Genomic DNA, 23985 nt, shown 5'->3' on the forward strand with positions numbered 1-23985 from the left:
TATCTGCCACATAGGCTATGTTATGACCTCAGTTTCACGCTTGGACTCTAGTACTCAATTTGCCATGACAACTGATTTGCCAGCGAGCTTATTGACCCGTGAATTAGTCGATTTGTCACATGGTAATACCATGGCCTTAGCCTGTGTCGCGGATACTGTCGTGACACTGACGGCTGAAGCACAGCTTGACGATTTTATGGCAAATCATGCAAAAGACATAGCGCAAAACAAGCCGCTATTTGTGTTGTCTGGCGGCAGTAATGTGTTATTGCCAGCGCACCTGAATGCTATCGTATTACAGCCCCAAATGCGAGGTATCAGCCTAACCGCTCAGACAGATAGCCACGTCGATATTGCAGTGATGGCAGGCGAAAACTGGCATGACTTGGTGGTATATACGGTCAATCAAGGTTGGTACGGGCTAGAAAATCTGGCGCTGATACCCGGTCTAACTGGCGCTGCACCCGTACAAAATATCGGTGCTTATGGTGTCCAATTAGAAGACTGCTTACAGTATGTGCGAGCCTATCACTTACCCACTCAAACTTGGCATCATCTCACAGCCACCGACTGCGAGTTTGGCTATCGTGACAGCATATTTAAACGTGCGCCTAATACCTGGTTAATCAGCTGCGTTGGATTCAGACTACATACCGATGCAACCAAAATCCTAGCCAGCTATGGTGATGTGCAAACCGTTGCAAAACACTATGCCGAGCAACACGGTCGTACGCAGCCAGTGCCTGCGGATGTGATGCACGCGATTATCAATATTCGTCAACAAAAACTTCCTAACCCCAAGCAGCTGCCAAATTGTGGTAGCTTTTTTCAAAACCCCATTATTCCTCAATCGCAATTTACTGCTTTACAATCGATCTACCCTACTATCGTCGGCTATGCTATACCTGATGCCCTGGTAAAGGTTGCGGCAGGATGGTTGATTGAACAGAGTGGCTTGAAAGGTGGTGGTATTGCACCAATTGTCACCCATCAGCAGCAAGCCTTGGTGCTGACCAATCACGCCCCTTATTACGCCACTCAAGACGATGTAGCAGATGCCCAACGACATATCTCCGATACGGTCTATGAAAAATTTGCGATTCAGTTAGCGCGTGAGCCAGTTTGGGTAAATACTGATGGCTCTATTGGGTATGAAGAGCATGTGGTCTAAGCGGTTATTATCTAAGCGACTATGGCGTTATTACTTGCGTTCAGCTGAGCGTATGATCAAGCTATTTCGCATCATTAATATTACCTTTTTACTTGGTTCAACAACTGTTATTTTAGTAATCATCAGCCTGTTTACGCCGCTGTTTTCCCAAGCGATTGTTTATCTATTTACGCTTTTGCCATTACCCAGCCTACCCTCTGCTGCCTTGAGCTCACCGCCTACCGCTTATGTGGTATTAGGCGGCGGACTAACCAATGATAATGACAATCAAATTATTCTTAATAGCTATAGTCTTAACCGCGCCCGTACCGCTGCCAGCGCTTATCACGACTTACCCCTACCTATTGTGCTAAGCGGTGCTGAAGCGCCGTGGCTCGGTCAATGGCTCCTTGAGCATGGCATTGATGGGCTGATAAGCGAAAATGCCAGTATGAATACCTGCGAAAATGCGCGTTTTACCGCCAAACGTATTCCACTGCGTCACGTGTATCTCATTACTGACAGCTACCATATGGCGCGTGCTCGTAGACAGTTTGCCTTAAACGGTATCAATAGCACACCACTCAGCGCCCCCTTACCTGTAAGCCGTGACTGGATGAAGCCTGCGCAGAACTTAAGTCATTCACGGCGGGCTGTTTATGAGGTTGCCGCTTATTTGCGCGATGTGATACGTCCGCAGGTAGATTGTCGTCATGCCAACGACGTGACTTCACAGCAGCTGTTAACCCCAAGAGGTAACGCCGCAAAAAAATCTGATGAATAGATTTCAATACAAGCAGGTAGCCAATTAAATATCTTCTGAGAACTCAGCAAAATCACTACTGATCATCCACTACACTTGTGATGAGTGTATAATAATAAAAGAAAATGCTATTTAAGAGAGTTACCATGCTCAGTATATTTTTGTTAATTCCATTAAGTCTCATGCTGTTTGTGGTTGCCATTTGGGCGGTGCGTTATGCTGTCAAATCAAACCAGTTTGAAGATTTGGACAATGCATCACAGCGCATCATATTGGATGATCGCCAAGAGCGTCGGCAAACCATACAGGCTCATGAACACTCAATGCCTGTTTCGCAAAATGACGCTACCACAGCGACTGATATGATCGCTGATGATAAGGCGATCCATCCTGATGATATAAAGTCAGTAACTCAGTCTGACCTTGATAAACATCCAAAAATCTAGCCTTGATCTACCTTATCTATAGTAGAAGCTATTAAAAGTATAAATATATGGCAACTGAGCGCAAATAGTACGAATTGGTGCATTGAGCGAGGTGAACGCCGTAACCATTTATAAAGGCTTTAACTATCTGTATTACTTACTACTAAGTGTTGATTCAATACCGACTATATAAGTAGGTACACCTTTCATTTTTTAGGAGAATCGCCCCATGACCACCGCCTTACTTATTGCGGCATTACTGATGGGATTTTTTGGTTCGCCGCATTGCTTAGGCATGTGTGGCGGTCTGGTGACAGCATTTGGGCTATCGATGAAAGACGTCAGCCCCACCAAACGCCGTGCTCTTGTGGCCACTTACCATATAGGTCGTTTGACCAGTTACGCCTTTTTGGGTTTGATGGCAGGATTGATTGGCATCACTGTACTAGAACCCTTAATGAAAGGTAATAGTACGCCGCGTATCTTACTAGGCTTGGTGTTAGTATTCGTCGGCGTGACCATGCTGGGCGCACCATTTTTAAAAAATCTTGAGCGTTTTGGTATGCGTTTCTGGCAATATCTCAGCCCACTTCGTCAAAAAGTATTTCCACTCAACACCTTTCCGCGAGCATTAACTGCTGGGCTGCTTTGGGGATTTTTGCCTTGCGGACTGGTTTATGGTGCATTACTCATTGCAGTCGTCGCTCACAACCCGCTCAGCGGTGCCGCACTCATGTTTGTGTTTGGCTTAGGAACCGTACCGATGCTGGTCGCCACGCACGAGACCGTTGGCTGGTTACGTGACAAGATTGGTCGTTTTCGCTTGAGACAACTTAATGGCGCTGTCATGGTTTTATCTGGTTTAGCCGTTGTGTTTGTACCTATAGCAATGTCTAGTATGCATGGTGGGCATGATATGTCCAATATGCAAATGAGCGATTCACAAATGATGGATCACAGCAGCCATAATATGATGCCAGCTGATGCCAGCACCTCTCACCAAGGTATGGATCATAGTATGCATGATATGAGTGATAGCACGATCAATATGAATCACCATGAGCATTCTGAAATGATGGAACAAACTCAATAAAAATCATCGATAACAAATACTGTTAAAATATAAAATCATTTAACATCAAAACCTACCACACAAAAAAGCCCTTAACATCAATCATGACGTTTAGGGCTTTTATCATTTCGTCAGCGGCGTACTATAGCAGCACTAATGGCTTAGAAATCACTACTCTTGCCACTGCTCAAGCATAAACTTAGTATCTAAATGCTTCTCTAGCGCTGGTATATTAAAAGCATCATCTTCACTCACAAAACTAATGCTGATGCCTGTTTGTCCAGCACGACCCGTACGACCGATACGATGTACGTAATCATCTGGCTGGTCAGGCAAAGTATAATTGACTACATGACTGATATCATCGACATGGATGCCGCGCCCTGCGACATCGGTTGCCACCAAAATAGAAGCATGACCATCCTTAAAACGCTGTAGATACTTTTCACGCTTTTGCTGAATGACATCGCCTGACAACATCACAATTTTATGCGCTTGACGCAGCTTATGATAGAGGCGCTTGACTTGGTCTTTACGATTGGCAAAGACAATAACTTTATCCACTGCCTCGTCACTGATAATACGCTGCAACGCTTCTAACTTTTGATCTTCTGTCAGTAAGTAAAAGTGCTGATCAACCAATTCGCTGGTTTTGTGTTCCGGCTCGATTTCAACAAACTGCGGCTCATGTAACCAGCGATAGGCCAAATTCATCACATCTTGGTTAAAGGTAGCAGAGAACAGTAAGCTTTGACGGTCTGTATTGGCTGGCATCCGACCTACCAAACGCTTGATGTCAGGAATAAAACCCATATCCAGCATGCGATCCGCTTCATCTAATACCAGTACTTCCACTCGATCTAAATAAACCATGCCTTTATTGGCAAGATCAATCAAACGCCCAGGAGTTGCGACCAAAATATCAACGTATTGACGCTCAAGCTCATGCTGTTGGGTTTCATAATTGGTGCCACCCATGATACAAACACTGTGTAGCGAGGTGTATTTGGTTAGAGCAATGCAATCGTCAAATATTTGCTGAGCAAGCTCACGAGTGGGCGCCATGACAACAGCACGTGGCTCACCCAAATAACGCTCTTCATCATTGGTAAAAGGACGTTTAAGCAAAGCTTCCATAATAGTCAGTAGAAAGGTTGCTGTCTTGCCAGTACCCGTTTGTGCCTGTCCAATAGCATCCTGATTTGCCAACGTATGCGGTAGTATTTGTGCTTGGATAGGCGTCAATGCAGTAAAACCTAGATCACTTACGGCACGTAAGGTCGGTGCTGAAAGTGGCAAATCAGTAAACGTGGTGAAATTACTCAAAAAAATATCCTTTTAAATTAATCGCTTGTTCATTAATGATAAGTAGACTTATGATAAATAGGCTCATAATAAACCGTTATATCGCTATCTAGATTAAGCAACAGCAATATTAAATCTATGTACAGCTGACTGAGATACGGGCATAAAAAAAGCCAAGCCTAACGCCTGATCCTACCAAACATGCTGGTTTTGACTCAACATGGGTAAGATAAAACGGGCTTGACTCAGTAGTATATCAGTAGTGTCTACAGACATTATAGCTAAACCGCTCTAATGACTGGATAGATTACTCTTCTACTTTTCTGACTTCTTCAGCTTGAAGGCCTTTATCACCTTCTACCACACTGAATTCAACTTTTTCGCCATCTTTTAAAGAACGATAGCCATCACCTTGAATCGCGCGGAAATGGACAAAAATATCTTCTCCGCTGTCACGTTGAATGAAACCAAAGCCTTTTGAGTCATTAAACCACTTAACGATACCTTGCTCACGAGCTGACATAATATTGCTTCCTAAAAAAGTCCGCTTAGCCCCAAATTCCTTTGCAACATTGCATATAAACGGGATCTAAGATAATGAAATCAAAAACTTAAAAGTACTACCCTAACTACTATCACATCTATAGCAAATAGCGGTATGTACCAAGACAGCCACTATTTACAAAAATAACGACTATCTTGCTTACTACGCTACTTCGGCATAAGCTGCTTCGACAGTAGCAACAAACTTGCAATAATTATTGCATAAAAAATATCATAGCACGGGTTTTTAGCAACATAAAGACTTTTAACATGATTTTTTGTCTTTAGCTTTATTTTTCATGTAATTTTTTTATAACCTCGCCATCAAGCTGTTATCATAAAGAGAAAGGTTTGATTAAACAGCGCAATTTCATACTTGTATAATACTTAAACCTTATAACAAATAATAAACCATCAACCTCGCTTCATCGTTATAGAGACCATTATGACCTCTTCTTCTCAATCTATACCAACCGTCAAGCCTTCTAAGCAAAATGCCGATAAAACACTCACTCATAAGTTGTTACTGGTTAATGGAGCCAATTTGAATTTATTGGGTAAGCGCGAACCTGAGATTTATGGTCATACGACACTAGCAGATATCGAAGAACGTCTGATTAAACGTGCAGCTCAGCATGGCATTGAATTAATATGCATACAATCCAATCATGAAGGCAAACTGATAGATGACATCCAACATCATGGACTCTTAGCGGATAAAACTGCGCAAGTAGATGCCATTATTATTAATCCTGCAGCCTTTACTCATACCTCAGTTGCATTACGTGATGCGCTCTTGGCCACACAAAAACCATTTATCGAGGTACACTTATCCAATGTGCATGCGCGCGAGCCTTTTCGCCATCATTCTTATCTAAGCGACGTCGCCGTCGGTGTTATTTGTGGTTTGGGGCATTTGGGTTATCAAATGGCATTGTCCTATTGGCTTGATAACCTCTACTCTGTCACAATCAGCGACTCATACTAATTTTGATAACCGAAAATAATCAATTGTATAACAGCGTTTTATCAATGTATTATCAATAGCACACGAGTTAAACAGCAATTGTTTGACTAAAACACTAAAATTACGGCTGAGCAAACAACCCACTATATGGTGATATGAATGGCAAAATCGTCTGGAAAGCGCTTTATGAAATTGGCTGGCATGACAGCAAGTATTGCCGGAAAAGCAGCTAAAAACTCATTTAAGCACCTCTCAAGTGACGAAGAAAAACGTTTGCAAGCACGCTCAGAGCTGATGCAAGATGTGGGTGTCCAGATAGCCGAAACATTGGGTGAAATGAAAGGCGCGGTGATGAAAGTCGGGCAAATTGCCTCTCAATACAAAGACGTGTTCCCACCTGAAGTGGCGACAGCATTAGAAAAGCTGCAAAAAGATGCGCCGCCCATGCCGTATGCTCAGATACGTGCACAAATCGAACGCGAGCTTAAAGCACCTGTGGCAGAATTATTTAGCGAATTTGAAGAGACACCGTTTGCTGCTGCTTCCATCGGCCAAGTGCATAAAGCCGTTTTGCTATCGGGTCAAAAAGTGGTGGTCAAGGTTCAATACCCTGATGTCGATGAGAACTGTGATAGCGACCTCAAACAAGTGCGAATGGCACTAAAAATCGCGGGTGTGCTCAATATGAGCAAACAGTTGCAGGAACAGCTCTTCAACGAGATTCGCCAAAGCTTACATGATGAGTTGGACTATATTAAAGAAGCGCATAACTTACGAGTGTTTGGCGCATTTCATGCAGAAGACGAAGGTCTTATTATCCCTAAGGTCATTAGCAGCCACTCTTCTAAACGGATTTTGACATTAACAGAAGAGATGGGAGAAACGCTAACCGTCGCGGCGACTTGGGACAACGACATCAAACAAGACATAGCCAAGCGCCTGTTCCACTTTACCGCAGGACAACTCTTTGGCTTATACCGTATGCACTGCGACCCACATCCCGGTAACTTCGCCTTTCGCAAAGATGGCAGTGTGGTGGCTTATGACTTCGGTGGTATTCGTAGCTATAGTGACAGCGAAGTTCAATTATTCCGCCGTTTTGCCAAGCATGCCATTAAAGGGGATGTGACTGCACTTGAGCAAGACCTCATCGCTCTTGATATTCGCCGTGATGATGATAAAAACATCCCTGGGGAGTTTTATGAGAAATGGCTATCCATTGGCCTAAAGCCTCTGTCCATTCAACCTTATCAAGAAGGCGCTTTTGATTTTGGTCAAAGTCAGGTGCATCACGAAGCCATTGCGCACATGCGGACGTCGTTGAAATACTTTGGGCAATTCCAGCCTTCTGCAACGACCATGATGCTAGATCGCACGGTATCAGGGCAGTACTGGAATTTGGTCAACCTTGGGGTTGAAATTGACTTATCACCACTCGTTAGTGAATACATCGATGTATAGTAATATAAAATATAGATATTGACGAAAGTAGACAACGCGTCAAAACTGCTAGATATGCAAAGCGTGCCCACAACGATCACAGAATTCTGCTGCGACAGCATGACCAAATTTGCCACAATTAGGACAAGTTACAGGATTGAGTTGAGGTCGCATATTACGCGCCAACTCCGAGGTAAAAATACCCGTTGGCACTGCAATAATCGAATAACCCGTAATCATGACCATGCTCGCAATGGCTTGACCGAGCGGTGTTTTCGGTGACATATCACCATAGCCAACTGTGGTCATGGTGACGATTGCCCAATAGATAGACAGCGGAATACTGGTAAAACCATTCTCTGGTCCCTCTACCACGTAGATAATCGAGCCAAAAATCGTGACCAATAATACCAGCGACAAAAAGAATACCGTGATTTTTTGCTGACTGGTTTTAAGCGCTGAGGCCAAAAAACCCGCTTGTTGCATATAGGCTTTGAGTTTGAGTACACGAAACACGCGTAAAATACGCAAAACCCGTATCACTAATAGATACTGTACACCCACAAACATGAGGCTCAAGTAACTTGGCAGCACAGACAATAAATCGACTACCCCATAGAAACTAAAAACGTAACGAAAGCGGTTGGGTGCTGAAAACCACCTAAGAGCATATTCTATCGTGAATAAAATGGTAAAAAACCATTCGGCATAGAAGAATATAGTGCCATATTGCAGGCGCATGTATAACACACTGTCGAGCATGACCACAGCCACACTGGTCAAAATCGCAATCAGTAATACAATATCAAAGATTTTACCCAAACGGGTATCTGTGCCTTCAATAATGATATGAATGCGGTTACGCAGATGGGTAATGGCTTCAGCGGTTGGTTGCTTCATAGAGTCAGTAGTATCGAGTCAGTAGCGCTATAAAACCGATGGCTTGATGACAACCAATGATTTAAAATACGCTGGATAAGGCCAAGTTAGTCAAAATACATAAAACTGGTTTATAATATTGTTCACGTATCACAGTGAATACAATCTATAAGTTGCCACAGTGTAGCAAAAAAGCACTCTCAACAACATACAAATCGTTAACGTGTCGGTAGCTCTGTTCCTTTAAATAGATAAGGCAATCTATATCATAAAAATACGCGAACCTAGTGTGTGTCATCATGCAGATTGTAAAGTCTTGAGATGTATAAACACTCTCATTAATGACACATTCTAGAATGAAAGATTGTTATTAAATATTTTTTAAGCACAATAAATAATACGCAAAACTTAAGGATGTTATATGGCAGGCCATTCAAAATGGGCAAATATTAAACACCGTAAAGCCCGTCAGGATGCGGTAAAAGGCAAAATATTTACTAAGATTATTCGTGAAATTGTTTCTGCTGCCAAGCAAGGTGATCCCGACCCTGACAAAAATCCACGCTTACGTGCTGTCATTGAAAAAGCACTGTCAGTCAATATGACACGAGATACCATCAACCGAGCAGTTGCTCGTGGTACAGGTGGCGATGACAATGATAATATGGACGAAGTCAGCTATGAAGGCTATGGTGTCGGCGGCGTCGCAGTGTTAGTCGAAACCATGACTGACAACCTTAACCGTACGGTCAGTGAAGTGCGTCATGCTTTTACTAAAAATGAAGGCAATCTTGGCACTTCAGGCTCAGTGGCTTATCTATTTACTAAACGCGGCGAAATCACTTTTAATGATACAAGTTTAGAAGACGAAGTCATGTTGATCGCACTAGATGCTGGCGCGCTTGATATCGAGAATGATGGTGATAGCCTGCTGGTTATCACCGAATGGGAAAGTTTCGGTCAAGTCAAAGATGCACTTAATGCTGCAGGTCTGGTCTCTGACAATGCTGAAGTCACCATGTCACCATCCACTGTTGCGGAAATAGACAATGTGGAAGACGCTGAAAAAGTCATGAAAATGATTGATATGCTAGAAGATATCGATGACGTGCAAGAAGTTTATAGCAATGTGAACTTTTCTGCTGAAGTAATGACACAGCTTGAGCAATAGTATTTATCCCGCAACCATTTATGTGTCAATCATACAAAAGGCCAAACGTTTAAAATGTTTGGCCTTTTTTGTTTAGCAATATCTGACGAGCATTTTTTTCAAACTAAGTTTTGCAAGTGACGCCTTCAAGTGCTAACAAGTATGTTTTCTTATCCAGTCCACCTGTATAGCCACCCAGCCTACCATCGCTAGCAATGACTCGATGACAGGGAACGATAACGCTAAAAGGGTTTTTACTGTTGGCATTGGCCACCGCGCGAAATCCTTTGGGATTATCCACATTTTGTGCCAGTGTCGCGTAGCTGATTGTTTCGCCATAACCGATATCTTGTAATGCTTGCCAAACTTGTTGCTGAAACTTGGTTCCTAAGCTTACATCAATTGGCAAATCGAATGCCTGACGCTCACCCTTAAAATACGCTGTTAATTGCGCAATAGTCTCTATCAGTAGCGCTTGAGCAGGCTCGTTTTTGCTTAGGCTATCGTTATTGATGAACGTAAAACTTTGATCGACAAGCCCATAGTGCTTCTTAAGTTTAGGAATAGATTTCGAGCTATGCCAAGAGTCACCTGCTAGCAGCCAATTGACTTCCACCAGTTTAGGGCTGCTATGCTCATTGACACTCGCAATTAACGTTAACTGGTGTGCTCCAAAAGCTGCTTCGGTGACTATCATGATGCTTCCTTTCAAAGTATGCTGTTTTCAAAACTCATTCATCGACTAAAATGACCTATCGAGCGCTACTCTTTATCATCAGTCTCAAACAAGGCAGCGACAAATTGTTTTGGACTAAAGGCACGTAAATCATCAATCGACTCGCCAACACCAATATAACGAATAGGCACATCTGTGGTTTCGGCAATATTAAAGACCACGCCACCTTTTGCAGTACCATCTAACTTAGTAATAGTAATACCGGTTAATGGTACGACTTTATTAAACAATTCAACTTGGTTAATTGCATTTTGACCCGTGCCAGCATCGAGAACAATCATACCTTCGTGCGGTGCGCGTGGATCGGCTTTACGCATGACGCGTACGACTTTTTCTAGCTCCGCCATGAGATGCGTTTTGTTTTGCAAGCGTCCAGCGGTATCTGCTATCAGCACATCAATGTTTTTTGCTTTGGCAGACTGCATGGCATCAAAAATGACAGAAGCACTATCAGAACCATGACCTTGCGCCACGACTGGAATGTTATTGCGCTCACCCCAGATTTGCAGCTGTTCGGTTGCGGCAGCACGGAACGTATCACCAGCTGCTAGCATAACTGACTTGCCTTCACCTTGTAGACGCTTGGCAAGTTTACCAATCGTCGTGGTTTTGCCCACACCATTAACGCCCACGACTAAAATCACAAAAGGTTTTTTGCTGGTATCAATAATTAGCGGTGCAACTTTCGGCGTTAAGATATCAACCAGTTCAGTTTGCAATGCTTTATATAATGAATGCGCATAAATCAGATCACCACGGTCTGTCTGCTCGGTGAGACTTTTGATAATACGATTGGTCGCGTTGACACCGATATCGGCGACCAATAGCTGATCTTCAACTTCTTCCAATAGCTCATCATCAATCTCTTTGCCACCGATCAAAATACTGACCATACCTTCAGCAAGATTTTTACGCGACTTACTCAGTCCCGTTTTCATGCGGTTAAACCAGCTACCTTTTTTCTTGTTTTCTTGCAGCTCTGTGGATTCGACTTCTGGCTGAGTGGTCGCTTGTACAGCACTACTTGCAGGACTGACATTTGGGCTATCCCCTAGCTGCTCCTGTAACGGCATGATTGGGGCAGTAGAAATAGTGCTAAGCTTAGTATCAATATTTTTATTATCATTATCAGCTGATGAAGCGCTTATAAAGCTTTCAGATGCATTTTTAGACGTGCTTTGCTCTTCTGTCCTCACAATCGGCGCACCCAAAGCAATATTTTGTGCTGCATCAGCGCTTGAGACATCTTTGTTTATCGTGCTGTCTTTTTGCTGATCTGCGACGCTTTTATCATTGGGCGTTTGGATAGAGACCGATTCTTCTTTCTCATCGATAATGGGCACAGATTGCGAAGGCAGACTAGGTAAGGTAATATCATCGTCATCTAATTCATCAAGATCGCCATCGAGATTAATGATCACACGACTGCTATTATTGGAGTTATTCATAAGCTTGCCCTAAAAGTTATCACGATCAGTTATTTGATTATTTTAAATGGGTTGGTATGTCGTCATGTTTTTGCCATGGGTCATGACACACGACAGACAATTTTTAGCGTAGTTTATCATAATTCGAGTTGCGCTCAGACCTTACCATCATAGCCTATCGTCAATTTTTGCAAATCTAGCAAGCCATACCATCCATTTAGAAAGTTTCGCTTAAGATTTGGAAACAAAAATCTGACCTTACACATGCTAAACTTCGCCTACTCTACCAGAGTTTATTGTAGAAAAAGCCTTATTCCAAAACTTACTAATTATTTCACTATCGCTTACTCAACCATCATTTTTAGGAATTATCTATGCCATCACTATCTAACACTGGCAAAACGTACGGTAAAAAAGCAATCAACATCAGCTCAGCTTTACTAGTAGCAACACTGGTACTATCCACGACAGGCTGTAACACCACTCAAGAATTTAAACCAACGGCCAGTGTGATGGTTGGTGCACATAAATCTTTATAAAACCTGCTATCTATCGCTCGTATTGAAAGTGACCTAGGCACTTATCAATTTACAAGTTGCCATTTTATATAAGTAGAACATACCATGCCACTGCCTTTATCATCGTCGCCCCTACATACCGCCTCTCTACGTCTTGCCTGCGCCTTAGCAATAGCAACGACTCTTGCTGCTTGCCAAACCAATACTATCAGCGCTAGCGCATTGTCGACTGTTCAGAATCCAGTGACTCAAAATACTTTGGGTAAAGATGAGGTAGGTCCAAGTAAAGCAAGTCAAGATATTCAGCCATCATCAGCATTGACCATGGATATGTCAGGTCGACATGAATATCAGTTAGAAAACGGTCTAAAGGTAGTTGTAAAAGAAGACCATCGCGCACCTGTGGTAATGACCCAAATCTGGTATCGGGTAGGGTCAGCTGATGAGCCGCTGGATAAAGGCGGTATCTCGCATTTGCTCGAACATATGATGTTTAAAGGCACTACTGATGTTTCGAGCGACGACTATGAGCGCTTGATTGCTAAATTTGGCGGCGTCAATAATGCGTTTACCAGCTACGACTATACAGGCTATTACGAGCTATTCCCTGCCAACCGCTTGTCTTTGGCGCTAGAGCTAGAAGCAGATCGCATGAAAAACCTATTGTTTAATGAGCAGGAGTTTGTCAAAGAGCACCAAGTGGTCATGGAAGAGCGCCGCCAACGCACTGATGACAATCCACTTGCCAAGGCTTACGAGTCATTTCGTTTGCTAGCCTTGCCCGACAGTCCAAAAGGCGAATCCGTCATTGGTCCGATGGATGAGCTTGAATCCATTACCCTTACAGATTTAAAAGATTGGTATAAGACATGGTACGCACCAAACAATGCAACGTTAGTCGTCGTTGGCGACGTTAAGCCGCAAGAAGTACTGGCTCAAGTCAAACGTTACTTTGGTGAACTACCCCCAAGTGACCTACCTAAACGTCCTGCCGTCAGTCAAAAAGGCTTTCGTGGCTATCAGCAAGTCGACTCCGAGCAAGCCGTACAAGTGCCAGTATTATTAATGGGTTATAACGTCCCGAGCCTTGTGACAGCAGGGACAGGCAATGAAAAACAAGCTTATGCGCTCTCACTGGCTCAGGATGTATTAGATGGTGGTCTATCTGCGCGACTTGAGAGTCGATTGATACGCGAACAAGGTCTGCTTACCACCGTAGGTACTTCATATGACTTGCTAGATCGTGGCGATGGGCTGTTTTTAATACAAGCAACACCACGTGAAGGTGTCAGCTTAGCACAAGCACAACAAGCCATCATTGCTGAAATAGAAAAGCTCAAAACCGATCCCATTGCCGCCGATGAAATTGAGCGTGCCAAAACCAATACGGTCACAGGGCTCGTCTATGCGCAAGACAGTATGGAGGGTCAGGCGCGGATGATTGGCTCCTTACAGTCTATCGGTCTTGACGATACGCTGCTTGCCGAATTACCCGCCAAACTCGATAGCGTGACGATTGCTGACATACAAGCTGCTAGCAAAAAGTATTTGGTAAAGGACAATTTAACAGTGATGCATATCATCCCGCCTAAAGACCAAGCAGCGACAGAGAAATAATAGTGTCCTGTTAGCTCTTTATTCGATACAAGCGCCAATCATAAAGACCTTATTTATAAGAAGAAAACCATGACTCAGAATAGTGATTTATTGCAAAAGAGAAAAAAAGCGTTCAACTTAATACCATTAGCAATGCCAACCATGCAAAAACTGTCACATCTTAGTGTTGGTATCTTGTTAGGTCTAACAACATTGACGATGGCAGCACAAGCAGATACAACCAGTGCTGAAGAATATCGTGACTCTACGGCAGTGGATACGAGCGCACCGATTGCCGCATTATCAAAGCTAACCAGCCTTGACGATAACAAACCGTTAAAAGTTACTGTCCCAACGATTCAGCAGTTCAAAACCAAAGCAGGTGTACCCGTACGTTTTGTACAGACGACAGCCTTACCAATTGTCGATATCGACTTACGCTTTAACGCTGGTAGCGCCCGTGATGGCAGTATTAGTAGCACAGGCTTTGGTATTGCTAATATGACCGCTACCATGCTGACGCAAGGCTCTAAACGCTTAGACGAAAATGAATTTACTCGAGCTGTTGAAACCTTGGGCATTGACCTAAACAGCAGTGCCTATAAAGACATGTTTATTGTCTCGCTACGTAGCTTATCTGATGACAAACATTTACTTCCAGCCGTTGATTTAATGACTCAAATGCTCAGCGAGCCCGCTTTTGATGAAAACATCCTAGCACGCAATAAAGCACGATTATTGGTGGGCTTGCAGCAGCAAAAACAAGATCCCAACAGCCTTGCTAGCATCGCATTTAACGAAGCATTGTATGGGGATCATCCTTACGCCCATCCATCAGCGGGTACGCTTGAAAGCGTCCCTACTATCGAAAAGCAACAACTGATAGATTTCAAAAACCGCTACTTGGTCGCAGCAAATGCCTCTGTTGCCATCACTGGCAATCTAACCTTAGAGCAAGCAAAAAAACTTGCTGAAGATATCACTAGCAAATTACCGAAAGGTCAGCCCGCAACTGAGCTGCCTGAACCCAAACCACTGAGCCAAGCCAAGCACATTCATATTCCCTTCCCAAGCACTCAAACTACCGTACTCATGGGACAATTGGGAGATAAGCGCGCCACCGATCCCCAGTCTCAGCAAAAGCAAACCAACTTTGCAGTTGGTAATGAGATACTTGCAGGCGGTGATTTTAATGCTCGACTCATGACTGAGGTTAGACAAAACTTGGGCTACACTTATGGCATATCAGGCTCTATGAATCCCATGCTAGCACGAGGACCGTACCAAATTGGTTTTTCAACGCGTAATGATAAGGCTCGTGCGGCTATCGATGCCAGCTTAGCAGTCATCAACGACACCTTAGAAAAAGGTGTTACCAACACTGAGATGCGCTTAACGACGGACAATCTTAAAAACAGCTTTCCAATGAGTTTTGCGAGCAATGCGGGAATTAATGGCTTACTTGGAATGATGAATTTTTATCAATTACCGAATAATTATCTGACTGATTATGTCAAACGTATCGACCAAGTACAGCTATCAGAAGTCAATCAAACCATGCGAGATACCCTTAAGCCTGATGATTTCTTGATCGTTACCGTTGGACAAGAGGATCCTTGGAAAGATAAAAAGACCAATAAATAGCCATACAAAAAAAATGCTGGGCAACACTATTTAGTATTACCCAGTATTTTTTTATACAATGACACTATTTATGAATGGTTTTAAAAGTCGATACTAAGTTATCCATCCTAGAAAATAAGACACTTAACCAGAAACAGTCACTGCCACGTCGTACATAAAATTTTCAGGTTTATAAGTTGCACCATTATAGGTCAATCGAATCACGTGCTTGTCATAAGAGTCTACTTGATAATCACCATTGGCAAAGTTATGCAGCGCTGGCACTATTAAGAGGGCTTCAATTTGACTGCTGTTAATGCTAACCGAGATGTGCTGCCCACTTCGTGGATATAAGAAATAATCACAGTGGTTATTCACCATCACTTCTGCAGTACGCTCAACAACCTCACTGCCCACTTCTTCTTGTATAAGTTTTGGACAGATATCTGAGCGCTGTGAAGCCAGCTGAGCATAGGAATTTCTGATATTGTCTTCAATATCCTGTAAGTTTCTGTCAGGATCAGTAGGGGAATCCTCTGTAATTAGAGAGCTTTCTTCAGAAAACGTTTCTGGGCTACAGGCACTGATCAATGAAAGAAACAGAAAAACTGAACCAAATAAAGCCACATACGTGTTATTTGATTGCAAAAACGCTTTTTTTGGCTTAGCAGACTGATACGTTTTTACTGTTGCTGAATACCGCTTTTTCATAAATCCTACTTATAATAAACGCTATATGACTTCATAAACCAAATAATCATTAAACATAGGTTTTTAATTCCAGGCTAAGCGAGCTTGATACCGTATCCGGTTTATACAATATAGACCATATTATGATTCTAAACTGTTCATCATTTAGTGCTGCCTTTCATAAGTATTATTATAGCCCTTTTAATCTAATTTTATTACCTTTGGCTCATATTTATTTGATTTTTCGATAGCTTATGGATGACTTAATAGCGGCACGAAGATGAGCTACTGGCGTGATTAAAGCCCCATTTACGATAACCATCCGTGTCTAAATGTATAGCACCCGTAGCATATAGGCCTAAACCAAAATTATGGGATTGCCCCTGATATTGCCAAAACTGACATAAGCCATCTTGCATAGTACTAAGCTGCCATAAGTTATCTTCATAATCTGGTACCCATATATCGATAGCACTGGCATTCATATGCTTGCTACTATCGGCACCGCCTGCACAGTCGTTAAGACCAGGACTCCGATATACCGAGCGTATTTCACTACTGATGGGTAGAATGCCTTGATGCTTTAACTCACCATACAAACGTAATGTCGGGACGATATTTGCCCATAACTCCTGCGGTGGCAGCTGATAAGGCTCATAGCCACATTTGCTCCAGCTTCGTGCTGTCGTGAGTAATTGCGACATAGGCGGGACATTTTGTGCGCCCACTCGTGAATTTAGGTAACGTTGATAATCTGCCACTTGCCTAGCACGGTAGCTATTGCTATTCAACCATGCGTTAAAATCCATACTAATAGAATCATTATAATTGCTATTATAAGTATTGTTCGCCGTGCTGTAGCTGTTATTACTGTAAGTTGTGTTATAAGCAGGCGCGCGCCGATTGATATTCATGCGCTTATTTTCTTCAATAGACAGACTGGCATCGAACTCAAAATCACGCTGCTTTTGGGCTATCAAGCCCTGCATGCTATCGCCACTCAGCATGGTAACGCCAGGATTATGGCTTGTGGTATTTGAAGAAGGTCTGATGTAAGCATTACTGCTACTATCCGCACTACTACCATGACGTACTTGGATACGGCGCTCACTATTGTCACTTATAATAGCGGCATGAACAGAGAAGCTACTGGCACACACGAGTAGTGCAATAATAGGCTTGTGGATCTGCCTATAGGGATGTTTTTTTGTATTAGTCATTGCAAAAATCTACCGCTAAAAACGTTTTATCGATACTATCAAATTTTCAGCAAGCAAGCTAAACTATCGCCTTCAATCAGAGGCGTGTTATTCGTAATTAACACTTATCCTTATAATTTTTATAATTATGTGACTTTATCTCTTATGTGTTACTTTGTCCACGATATTTTACTAGTAAAGATATCATACAATTACTTTAAAGCATGGTTCTGATTTGAAACTTCCCTCTTACCTCAATTGCCAGACACACTTTGCCTATGTCTTCTAATCCGCAATACCGTTTTTCACGTCAGAGCCATCATTTAGGCCAAGGCCATGCACCGACGTTATGGCAGCGTATACATATCGATCCATGGTTGACCCTCCTCTTACTGACGGTTTGCTGCATTGGTTTGACTATTTTATATAGTGCTGCTGGCCAAGATGTCGGCATGGTATTACGTCAAATGGTCAGCTATGGTGTTGCCTTTACGGTTATGTTTATCATGGCACAGATACCGCCTAGTCTTTATCGCACTTTTACACCCATATTTTATTTACTGGGATTAATTCTATTAGTGTTGGTCGATATCATCGGTGAGGTACGTATGGGTGCTCAGCGCTGGATTAACTTACCAGGGTTTGGCAGTGTGCAACCATCAGAGTTTATGAAGCTTGGGATGCCAATGATGTGCGCTTGGTTTTTATCCAAACGTGACCTACCACCCTCTCTATCAAGCATCGCTATCACCTTGGCCTTAATCATCGTTCCTGTGTTATTAATTGCGAAAGAGCCTGATCTTGGGACGTCACTCTTGGTAGCAGCCAGTGGTATCTTTGTGCTTTTTTTGGCAGGGCTATCTTGGCGGTTGATTTCAGCTGCCGCCATATTAGCGATACCGCTTATTGCGATTGCTTGGAATTTCCTATTACATGATTATCAGCGTACACGTGTCTTAACACTGCTTAATCCTGAAGCCGATGTACAAGGGGCTGGGTGGAATATTATCCAGTCAAAAACTGCCATCGGTGCGGGTGGTCTTACTGGTAAGGGTTATTTAGAGGGCACGCAGTCGCATTTACATTTCTTACCAGAAGGTCATACTGATTTTATTATCGCGGCTTTTTCAGAAGAGTTTGGCTTGTTGGGCGTGATTTTATTGATGTTCATTTATTCCTGTTTGCTCCTACGTGCCTTATACATTGCTTTCACCCATCCGGATGTTTATAGTCGATTACTAGCGGGTGCTATTGCCATGTCTTTCTTTGTTTATGTGTTCGTTAATGTGGGTATGGTTGGTGGTATTTTACCCGTCGTTGGGGTTCCTCTGCCCTTCATTAGCTATGGTGGTACAGCAGTAGTGACGTTAATGGCTGGATTTGGACTACTTATGTCCATTCACACTCATAAGCCCAGTTAAATTACAGTTACCAACAACTTTTTAATGAAAATTTAGATTTTATGTTGATACTATTCATGATGCTATTCATATTGATGCGATTAGTGTTTGGACAATATTTGAAGCTAACGTTTGGAATCGAAAAAATACATCCTATCGAAAGCCTTGAATGGAATAAACCAGTAAATTAAGGCCCTCATGCATTTAAACAATGATCTTAAATAAATAATAACCAACCAGAAATAAAGATTTTTAATCATTTCGATTATTTAATTTGTTCATGGCAAGTTGCATGACTTGCCATAAAAACCCTCATATCTACCTTCGAAATTAAATACAAATATTTGATTTAATTGAGATAAATACAAATACCCCTCATATTCTTTCTTACTACAACACTTCGTTGCTAATTGGTACGGATAGGTTTTAATCCTTGTTTTTTACAAATAATTGCGTTAACCTCGTTTTACTGTACTTTGATACATAACCCGTACATAGCTACTAATAAACTTTGCATTTAATTATATTTTGGTTGTAGCTCGTACGTATAGTTAGCGAATTGTAGATTCCAAGCTTTCAAATACACTACTTAATTAACGGTTTAATAACAAAGACACACGCAATACCTTTTAAAACCTTTATTAATTTAGCAATGTGAGAAAGTTTGTAATTAGCACATATAGCGGACTCGACACTCAACCTTTGTATTCAAATTGGGTGTTTTACTAATATCGTTGACTATCATTTGAGCGTTTCATAAGCATCTTTGGTCATATTGTATTGACCCGCTTATGATAATGAAATGAAAAATTACCATACCTTAAAATCTATAAAAGCCCCATTTATTTAGCATCAATAATTATATGAAAAAAAGATTGATGATGTGGCTTTAGAGTTTGTGACGCTGTTAGATTGGTCTAACACTGCCACTCTCAGTCTAAAACTATTAGAGTTAGATTTTAAAGTATAAGTTATAGAGGTATCTATGAATAAGCGTTTATCTGGTTTACTTACCATGTCAGCAGTATTATTTGCTGGCTCTGCAGTTGCTACTAATGCAAATGCTGTAGAAGCAAAAACCTCTCTTGCAATGATTTCACAAGATAACGCCTCCCATATCGATCGTGTACTTGGTGAGCTCAGCCGTCAGCATGATGGTGCATCAAGTTTGGTTAAGTCAGCACGCCAACCGACTTCGTTGGCACTTAGCAGCTCACTGTTAGCCAGTGACACTACTCAACTGACCAATGATGAAGATGTATTAGAGCGCCTGACAGCCGTAGCCTCTAACTCGGTCAGTAAGTTCAAACAAACAGGTCTAGCCTCTTGGTATGGTCGTAAATTCCATGGTCGTAAAACAGCCAGTGGCGAAACCTTCGACATGAATGGCTTAACAGCAGCACATCGCTCGCTACCGTTAAACTGTTATGTTAAAGTCACAAACAAGACTAATGGTAAAAGCGTTGTGGTAAAAGTTAATGATCGTGGCCCATTCCATGGCAACCGTGTGCTAGACTTGTCTTATGGTGCTGCCAAAAAACTTGGTATTACAGGTAAAGGTGTGGGTAATGTTGCTATTGAGCGCGTTTCAGGACCATAATTCTGAGAAAACAGTCTCTCTGAATTAGAACATAAAAAGCGCCTAACACATCAGTGATTAGGCGCTTTTTTGTGGTTCCAGTTTATTGTATTCATTAGCCTCTACGAATAAACTTATAGTCCTTAGAAAGGACTTATGAGATAACTTATAAAACAACCATAATCAAAACCATTAAACCTTACAATTCGAACGCACTTTCAATGGCATCATCAAGACGTTCAACGGCAATCACATTGATACCTTTAAACTGAGGCGCATCTTTAGCAGGTGCGTTGGCTTTTGGAATAATGGCATGCTTAAACCCATGTTTCATCGCTTCTTTTAAACGTTCTTGACCGTTCGGTACAGGACGGATTTCACCCGATAATCCCACTTCACCAAATACGGCCAATGACGATGGCAATGCTTTTTCTTTAATACTTGAGGCACAAGCCAACAATACCGCTAAATCAGATCCAGTCTCTATGACCTTGACACCACCGACGACGTTGACGTACACATCTTGTCCGCTGGTGTGAATACCGCCGTGACGATGCATGACGGCCAGCAGCATGGACAGACGCTGAAAATCCAACCCTAATGCCATTCGTCTAGGTGAGCCTTGTGAATCATCGACTAACGCTTGCACCTCCACCAACAAGGGTCGTGTGCCTTCGCGGCTGACCATGACGACAGATCCAGCAACAGGTTTGTCATAGCGGCTCAAAAATATCGCTGATGGATTGGCGACCTCTTTCAGTCCCATATCAGTCATACCAAAAATACCTAATTCGTTGACTGCACCAAAGCGGTTTTTAACGGCACGAATCATCCGAAAGCGTGAGTCTGATTGACCTTCAAAATATAAGACAGTATCAACCATGTGTTCAAGGACGCGTGGCCCTGCGAGAGTGCCTTCCTTGGTCACATGACCCACTAAAAATAGCGCTGTACCAGTCTGTTTGGCATAGCGAGTCAAGATAGCCGCAGACTCTCGAATCTGACTGACACCGCCAGGTGCAGAATTGATTGCATCCGTATAAATGGTTTGAATAGAGTCAATAATAGCGATGGCGGGCTGCTCTTGAGTCAGGGCTGCACAGATAGTCTCTACATTGGTTTCAGCCAGCACGCGTAATCTATCGGCTGGTAAATCCAAGCGTCTAGCGCGCATAGCAACCTGTGCCAATGATTCTTCACCAGTCACATACAATGCACTACCTGCCAATGAGTCGGCACGTGCCATATTGGTCGCAGTTTGCAACAAAATCGTCGACTTACCGATACCAGGATCACCGCCGATCAAAACGACTGAACCGGCAACCAATCCGCCACCAAGTACACGATCAAACTCACTGATACCAGTTGGTAAGCGTGTGTCTAGCGTTACACTCACGGCATTAAGTGGCATGACCGCACTATGCGTGCCCGAATAGTTTCCTGTTGGTGCACTGCCTGATTCACGAGTTGCTGAGCGATTTGCTGCTGGTTTAGAAACATTTTTATTATGATGTGGCATGCTGACATTGGGTGCTTCGACCAAGCTATTCCATTCACCACAATCGGTACATTGCCCTGCCCACTTACCAAAATGCGCGCCGCAATGCTGACAGACATAACTGCTCTTATTTTTTGCCATAACTTATGAACCTTATTCAAGTGTCCAATCAAGATTAATTGATAAGATATCGTGACGCTCTTATAAGCGTTAATTTGAGAATGATTTTGAGATAAATCAGCCATCGATATGATGAACCAGATCTTATAGAAGAAATGAGGCTAAATGTGATGAATAGCTAGATATAAGAAAAGTAGCAAGCGCTGTCTTGAGAGCTTAATGAAAACTATAAATCCAACAGACAGTTTAAATAGTAACGCGAAAAATGCATTGAGGTGTTAGGGCGTATTGAACACTCGCAAATAGCTACCGCTAATCGCTGCTCATTTAGCAAAAATGTGTTCGAGACAAGTCGAATATTCAACACATCCTAATTCACACTTGAAAGTCTTTACCCAGATAAACGGCTTTCACCAATTCATTTTCTAACACTTCACTAGAAGTACCCTCAGCAATAATAGCACCTTCTGAGACGATATAAGCTTTCTCACAAATGGCTAAGGTATCGCGGACGTTATGATCAGTAATCAAAACACCAATACCACGATTTTTTAGGGTCAAAATAACGTCTTTGATATCACCAACAGAGATAGGATCGACGCCTGCAAACGGTTCATCTAATAAAATAAACTTTGGGTCAGCCGCCAATGCACGGGCAATTTCACAGCGACGACGCTCACCACCTGATACGCTCATGCCTAATGATTTTCGCACATGCTCTAGATGGAATTCACCGATTAGCTTTTCAAGCTCTTGCTTTTGCTCGCTTTTACTCAATTCTTTACGAGTTTCTAAAATAGCCAAAATGTTGTCTTCGATAGACAATTTGCGAAATATAGATGCTTCTTGTGGTAAGTAACCAATACCCGCACGCGCACGCTCATGCATGGCATATTTAGACAGATCCATTTTTCCTAGAGTGACACGGCCTTTATCCATATTGACCAATCCTACCACCATATAAAAACTGGTTGTCTTCCCTGCACCATTTGGACCTAATAAACCAACGACCTGCCCTTGTTCTACGGAGAAAGAGACATCTTTCACAACCCAGCGCTTGCCATAGCGCTTGCCTAGATTTTGCATCGATAATCGCGTGGCAGGCGCTGTATTATTATTGGTTGCCAAAGGGTTTGTATTTTTATTATCACTCATAACTTACTCATACGGTTGCAGAATTCAAGCACTAATACGCTAAGGGGTGTTAATACAGTTACAGTTACAGTTACAGTTACAGTTACAGTTACTATTCAGCTTTTTAGCGGATGCTACTTTGGCTACTATTACTACTGGGCGGAAAGACCAACTCTACGCGCTGATTACCGCCAGCAGTTGCTTCGACATCACCAGCTTTTAGGCTATAACGAATGACATTACCAGAAAAACTTGCACCATTTTGAACCAACTTAGCATTACCCGTTAAAGTAACAATACCAGTGACTGCATTATAATCAATCTTATTGGCTTGACCTTTAGCCAGCCCTTTTTCTTGTGTGACAACCTGTTGCATGGTTGCAGGGCGTCCGGTCGCTACTGCCGAGTTGATACTGCGACCCTGTGATAGGTTAACCGTAATGTTATCAGCGGTCATTTTAAACGTACCTTGAGTGATAATGACACTACCCGAATAGCTGGTAACGCCTGTACGCTCACTATACGTCGCTTTATCAGCCAATAGTTTGATTTCTTGATTGGCATCTGATGGCAGCGCATGACTGTAAAGTGGCAGTGCCAGCAGTATAACCGTTGGCAGCACATGTAATTGACGCAAGCGGCACGATGTTAGATTGAAGCGTGCTAATGATGAGCGCAAAGTAGGCAAAAATTTAGATGTCATAAAAATCACTCGTTTTATAATGGGTAGTAGGATTTGCAAACTTTATGCTAGCTGCTATTTTTATTACA

At 42.5% G+C, this 23985-nt stretch carries 21 protein-coding genes and 1 pseudogene; 12 read left to right on the forward strand and 10 right to left on the reverse strand.

Features of this window, described 5'->3' with window-relative positions:
• Window positions 1-64: 64 nt before the first annotated feature.
• The 4 genes from murB (at window position 65) to JMX93_RS05095 (ending at window position 3431) form a co-directional block, all read left to right on the forward strand.
• A complete protein-coding gene (murB, locus tag JMX93_RS05080) occupies window positions 65-1171 on the forward strand; it encodes a UDP-N-acetylmuramate dehydrogenase (protein ID WP_499204280.1) in 1107 nt (368 codons plus the stop codon).
• Entirely contained in the window at window positions 1152-1934 is a 783-nt protein-coding gene (locus JMX93_RS05085) for a YdcF family protein (RefSeq protein ID WP_499204053.1), read from the forward strand. Before murB ends, JMX93_RS05085 begins: the two co-directional genes overlap by 20 nt.
• A 125-nt stretch (window positions 1935-2059) precedes the next feature.
• Window positions 2060-2359 (forward strand): cbb3-type cytochrome oxidase assembly protein CcoS, encoded by a 300-nt coding sequence (gene ccoS, locus JMX93_RS05090; protein ID WP_499204054.1) that lies wholly within the window; start codon window positions 2060-2062, stop codon window positions 2357-2359.
• A 208-nt stretch (window positions 2360-2567) separates the two neighbouring features.
• Window positions 2568-3431 carry a sulfite exporter TauE/SafE family protein gene (locus JMX93_RS05095; RefSeq protein WP_499204055.1) on the forward strand — a complete coding sequence of 288 codons (864 nt, stop codon included), beginning with the start codon at window positions 2568-2570 and terminating at the stop codon, window positions 3429-3431.
• Between the two features lie 150 nt (window positions 3432-3581).
• On the opposite strand, the gene JMX93_RS05100 is transcribed toward JMX93_RS05095, so the two are convergent.
• Window positions 3582-4736 (reverse strand): DEAD/DEAH box helicase, encoded by a 1155-nt coding sequence (locus tag JMX93_RS05100; protein ID WP_193012270.1) that lies wholly within the window; start codon window positions 4734-4736, stop codon window positions 3582-3584.
• 286 nt (window positions 4737-5022) lie between these two features.
• A complete protein-coding gene (locus tag JMX93_RS05105; RefSeq protein WP_011513806.1) occupies window positions 5023-5238 on the reverse strand; it encodes a cold-shock protein in 216 nt (71 codons plus the stop codon).
• Window positions 5239-5703: 465 nt separating this feature from the next.
• On the opposite strand from JMX93_RS05105, the gene aroQ reads away from it, so the two are divergent.
• Together aroQ and JMX93_RS05115 are read left to right on the forward strand one after the other, a co-directional pair.
• The gene (gene aroQ, locus JMX93_RS05110) at window positions 5704-6246 is read left to right on the forward strand and encodes a type II 3-dehydroquinate dehydratase (RefSeq protein WP_496191644.1); all 543 of its coding nucleotides are present in this window, start codon (window positions 5704-5706) and stop codon (window positions 6244-6246) included.
• A 138-nt stretch (window positions 6247-6384) separates the two neighbouring features.
• Window positions 6385-7686 (forward strand): ABC1 kinase family protein, encoded by a 1302-nt coding sequence (locus JMX93_RS05115; RefSeq protein ID WP_193012268.1) that lies wholly within the window; start codon window positions 6385-6387, stop codon window positions 7684-7686.
• 48 nt (window positions 7687-7734) lie between these two features.
• On the opposite strand, the gene JMX93_RS05120 is transcribed toward JMX93_RS05115, so the two are convergent.
• The gene (locus tag JMX93_RS05120; protein WP_193012267.1) at window positions 7735-8565 is read right to left on the reverse strand and encodes an ion transporter; all 831 of its coding nucleotides are present in this window, start codon (window positions 8563-8565) and stop codon (window positions 7735-7737) included.
• 400 nt (window positions 8566-8965) lie between these two features.
• Here JMX93_RS05120 and JMX93_RS05125 point away from each other — a divergent pair, with 400 nt between their 5' ends.
• Entirely contained in the window at window positions 8966-9715 is a 750-nt protein-coding gene (locus tag JMX93_RS05125) for a YebC/PmpR family DNA-binding transcriptional regulator (RefSeq protein WP_443558961.1), read from the forward strand.
• A gap of 103 nt (window positions 9716-9818) precedes the next feature.
• Here the strand turns inward: JMX93_RS05125 and JMX93_RS05130 are convergent, their stop codons facing one another.
• Together JMX93_RS05130 and ftsY are read right to left on the reverse strand one after the other, a co-directional pair.
• A complete protein-coding gene (locus JMX93_RS05130; protein ID WP_499204056.1) occupies window positions 9819-10391 on the reverse strand; it encodes a methylated-DNA--[protein]-cysteine S-methyltransferase in 573 nt (190 codons plus the stop codon).
• A gap of 65 nt (window positions 10392-10456) precedes the next feature.
• Window positions 10457-11878, reverse strand: coding sequence for a signal recognition particle-docking protein FtsY (gene ftsY / locus JMX93_RS05135; protein ID WP_499204057.1), 1422 nt, complete (start codon window positions 11876-11878; stop codon window positions 10457-10459).
• 353 nt (window positions 11879-12231) lie between these two features.
• Between ftsY and JMX93_RS05140 the strand changes: the two genes are divergently transcribed.
• From JMX93_RS05140 to JMX93_RS05150, 3 genes are all read left to right on the forward strand, one after another.
• Window positions 12232-12396 carry a hypothetical protein gene (locus JMX93_RS05140; protein ID WP_499204058.1) on the forward strand — a complete coding sequence of 55 codons (165 nt, stop codon included), beginning with the start codon at window positions 12232-12234 and terminating at the stop codon, window positions 12394-12396.
• Between the two features lie 84 nt (window positions 12397-12480).
• Window positions 12481-13992 carry a M16 family metallopeptidase gene (locus tag JMX93_RS05145; RefSeq protein WP_499204059.1) on the forward strand — a complete coding sequence of 504 codons (1512 nt, stop codon included), beginning with the start codon at window positions 12481-12483 and terminating at the stop codon, window positions 13990-13992.
• A gap of 69 nt (window positions 13993-14061) precedes the next feature.
• A complete protein-coding gene (locus tag JMX93_RS05150) occupies window positions 14062-15615 on the forward strand; it encodes a M16 family metallopeptidase (RefSeq protein ID WP_499204060.1) in 1554 nt (517 codons plus the stop codon).
• A gap of 123 nt (window positions 15616-15738) precedes the next feature.
• Here the strand turns inward: JMX93_RS05150 and JMX93_RS05155 are convergent, their stop codons facing one another.
• Entirely contained in the window at window positions 15739-16305 is a 567-nt protein-coding gene (locus tag JMX93_RS05155; protein WP_193013111.1) for a hypothetical protein, read from the reverse strand.
• 242 nt (window positions 16306-16547) lie between these two features.
• Window positions 16548-17504: a D-Ala-D-Ala carboxypeptidase family metallohydrolase gene (locus JMX93_RS05160; RefSeq protein WP_499204061.1), complete on the reverse strand. Its 957-nt coding sequence runs from the start codon at window positions 17502-17504 to the stop codon at window positions 16548-16550.
• Window positions 17505-17761: 257 nt separating this feature from the next.
• Between JMX93_RS05160 and rodA the strand changes: the two genes are divergently transcribed.
• Window positions 17762-18904, forward strand: a complete 1143-nt coding sequence (gene rodA, locus JMX93_RS05165) for a rod shape-determining protein RodA (RefSeq protein WP_193013113.1) — start codon at window positions 17762-17764, stop codon at window positions 18902-18904.
• 1237 nt (window positions 18905-20141) lie between these two features.
• Window positions 20142-20483, forward strand: a pseudogene (locus tag JMX93_RS05170) (septal ring lytic transglycosylase RlpA family protein); the annotation flags it as partial.
• Between the two features lie 178 nt (window positions 20484-20661).
• Here JMX93_RS05170 and radA read toward each other — a convergent pair.
• The 3 genes from radA to lptA all read right to left on the reverse strand — a co-directional run bounded on the left by radA (window position 20662) and on the right by lptA (window position 23917).
• A complete protein-coding gene (gene radA / locus JMX93_RS05175) occupies window positions 20662-22101 on the reverse strand; it encodes a DNA repair protein RadA (RefSeq protein WP_499204062.1) in 1440 nt (479 codons plus the stop codon).
• Window positions 22102-22455: 354 nt separating this feature from the next.
• Entirely contained in the window at window positions 22456-23235 is a 780-nt protein-coding gene (gene lptB, locus JMX93_RS05180; RefSeq protein WP_406947316.1) for an LPS export ABC transporter ATP-binding protein, read from the reverse strand.
• Window positions 23236-23338: 103 nt separating this feature from the next.
• Window positions 23339-23917 (reverse strand): lipopolysaccharide transport periplasmic protein LptA, encoded by a 579-nt coding sequence (gene lptA / locus JMX93_RS05185; RefSeq protein ID WP_499204063.1) that lies wholly within the window; start codon window positions 23915-23917, stop codon window positions 23339-23341.
• Between the last annotated feature and the right edge of the window lie 68 nt (window positions 23918-23985).

Source organism: Psychrobacter muriicola 2pS (assembly GCF_904846535.1).
GTDB classification, from domain to species: domain Bacteria; phylum Pseudomonadota; class Gammaproteobacteria; order Pseudomonadales; family Moraxellaceae; genus Psychrobacter; species Psychrobacter aquimaris.

Excerpts from the sequence above, each read along its gene's own strand:
- JMX93_RS05115 (WP_193012268.1), top strand. The coding sequence starts at position 6,385 with ATGGCAAAATCGTCTGGAAAGCGCTTTATGAAATTGGCTGGCATGACA.
- rodA (WP_193013113.1), top strand. The coding sequence starts at position 17,762 with ATGTCTTCTAATCCGCAATACCGTTTTTCACGTCAGAGCCATCATTTA.
- JMX93_RS05145 (WP_499204059.1), top strand. The coding sequence starts at position 12,481 with ATGCCACTGCCTTTATCATCGTCGCCCCTACATACCGCCTCTCTACGT.
- radA (WP_499204062.1), bottom strand. The coding sequence starts at position 22,101 with ATGGCAAAAAATAAGAGCAGTTATGTCTGTCAGCATTGCGGCGCGCAT.
- ftsY (WP_499204057.1), bottom strand. The coding sequence starts at position 11,878 with ATGAATAACTCCAATAATAGCAGTCGTGTGATCATTAATCTCGATGGC.
- lptA (WP_499204063.1), bottom strand. The coding sequence starts at position 23,917 with ATGACATCTAAATTTTTGCCTACTTTGCGCTCATCATTAGCACGCTTC.
- lptB (WP_406947316.1), bottom strand. The coding sequence starts at position 23,235 with ATGAGTGATAATAAAAATACAAACCCTTTGGCAACCAATAATAATACA.
- JMX93_RS05125 (WP_443558961.1), top strand. The coding sequence starts at position 8,966 with ATGGCAGGCCATTCAAAATGGGCAAATATTAAACACCGTAAAGCCCGT.
- murB (WP_499204280.1), top strand. The coding sequence starts at position 65 with ATGACAACTGATTTGCCAGCGAGCTTATTGACCCGTGAATTAGTCGAT.
- JMX93_RS05160 (WP_499204061.1), bottom strand. The coding sequence starts at position 17,504 with ATGACTAATACAAAAAAACATCCCTATAGGCAGATCCACAAGCCTATT.
- JMX93_RS05150 (WP_499204060.1), top strand. The coding sequence starts at position 14,062 with ATGACTCAGAATAGTGATTTATTGCAAAAGAGAAAAAAAGCGTTCAAC.
- JMX93_RS05120 (WP_193012267.1), bottom strand. The coding sequence starts at position 8,565 with ATGAAGCAACCAACCGCTGAAGCCATTACCCATCTGCGTAACCGCATT.
- ccoS (WP_499204054.1), top strand. The coding sequence starts at position 2,060 with ATGCTCAGTATATTTTTGTTAATTCCATTAAGTCTCATGCTGTTTGTG.
- JMX93_RS05155 (WP_193013111.1), bottom strand. The coding sequence starts at position 16,305 with ATGAAAAAGCGGTATTCAGCAACAGTAAAAACGTATCAGTCTGCTAAG.
- JMX93_RS05085 (WP_499204053.1), top strand. The coding sequence starts at position 1,152 with ATGAAGAGCATGTGGTCTAAGCGGTTATTATCTAAGCGACTATGGCGT.
- JMX93_RS05140 (WP_499204058.1), top strand. The coding sequence starts at position 12,232 with ATGCCATCACTATCTAACACTGGCAAAACGTACGGTAAAAAAGCAATC.
- JMX93_RS05105 (WP_011513806.1), bottom strand. The coding sequence starts at position 5,238 with ATGTCAGCTCGTGAGCAAGGTATCGTTAAGTGGTTTAATGACTCAAAA.
- aroQ (WP_496191644.1), top strand. The coding sequence starts at position 5,704 with ATGACCTCTTCTTCTCAATCTATACCAACCGTCAAGCCTTCTAAGCAA.
- JMX93_RS05130 (WP_499204056.1), bottom strand. The coding sequence starts at position 10,391 with ATGATAGTCACCGAAGCAGCTTTTGGAGCACACCAGTTAACGTTAATT.
- JMX93_RS05095 (WP_499204055.1), top strand. The coding sequence starts at position 2,568 with ATGACCACCGCCTTACTTATTGCGGCATTACTGATGGGATTTTTTGGT.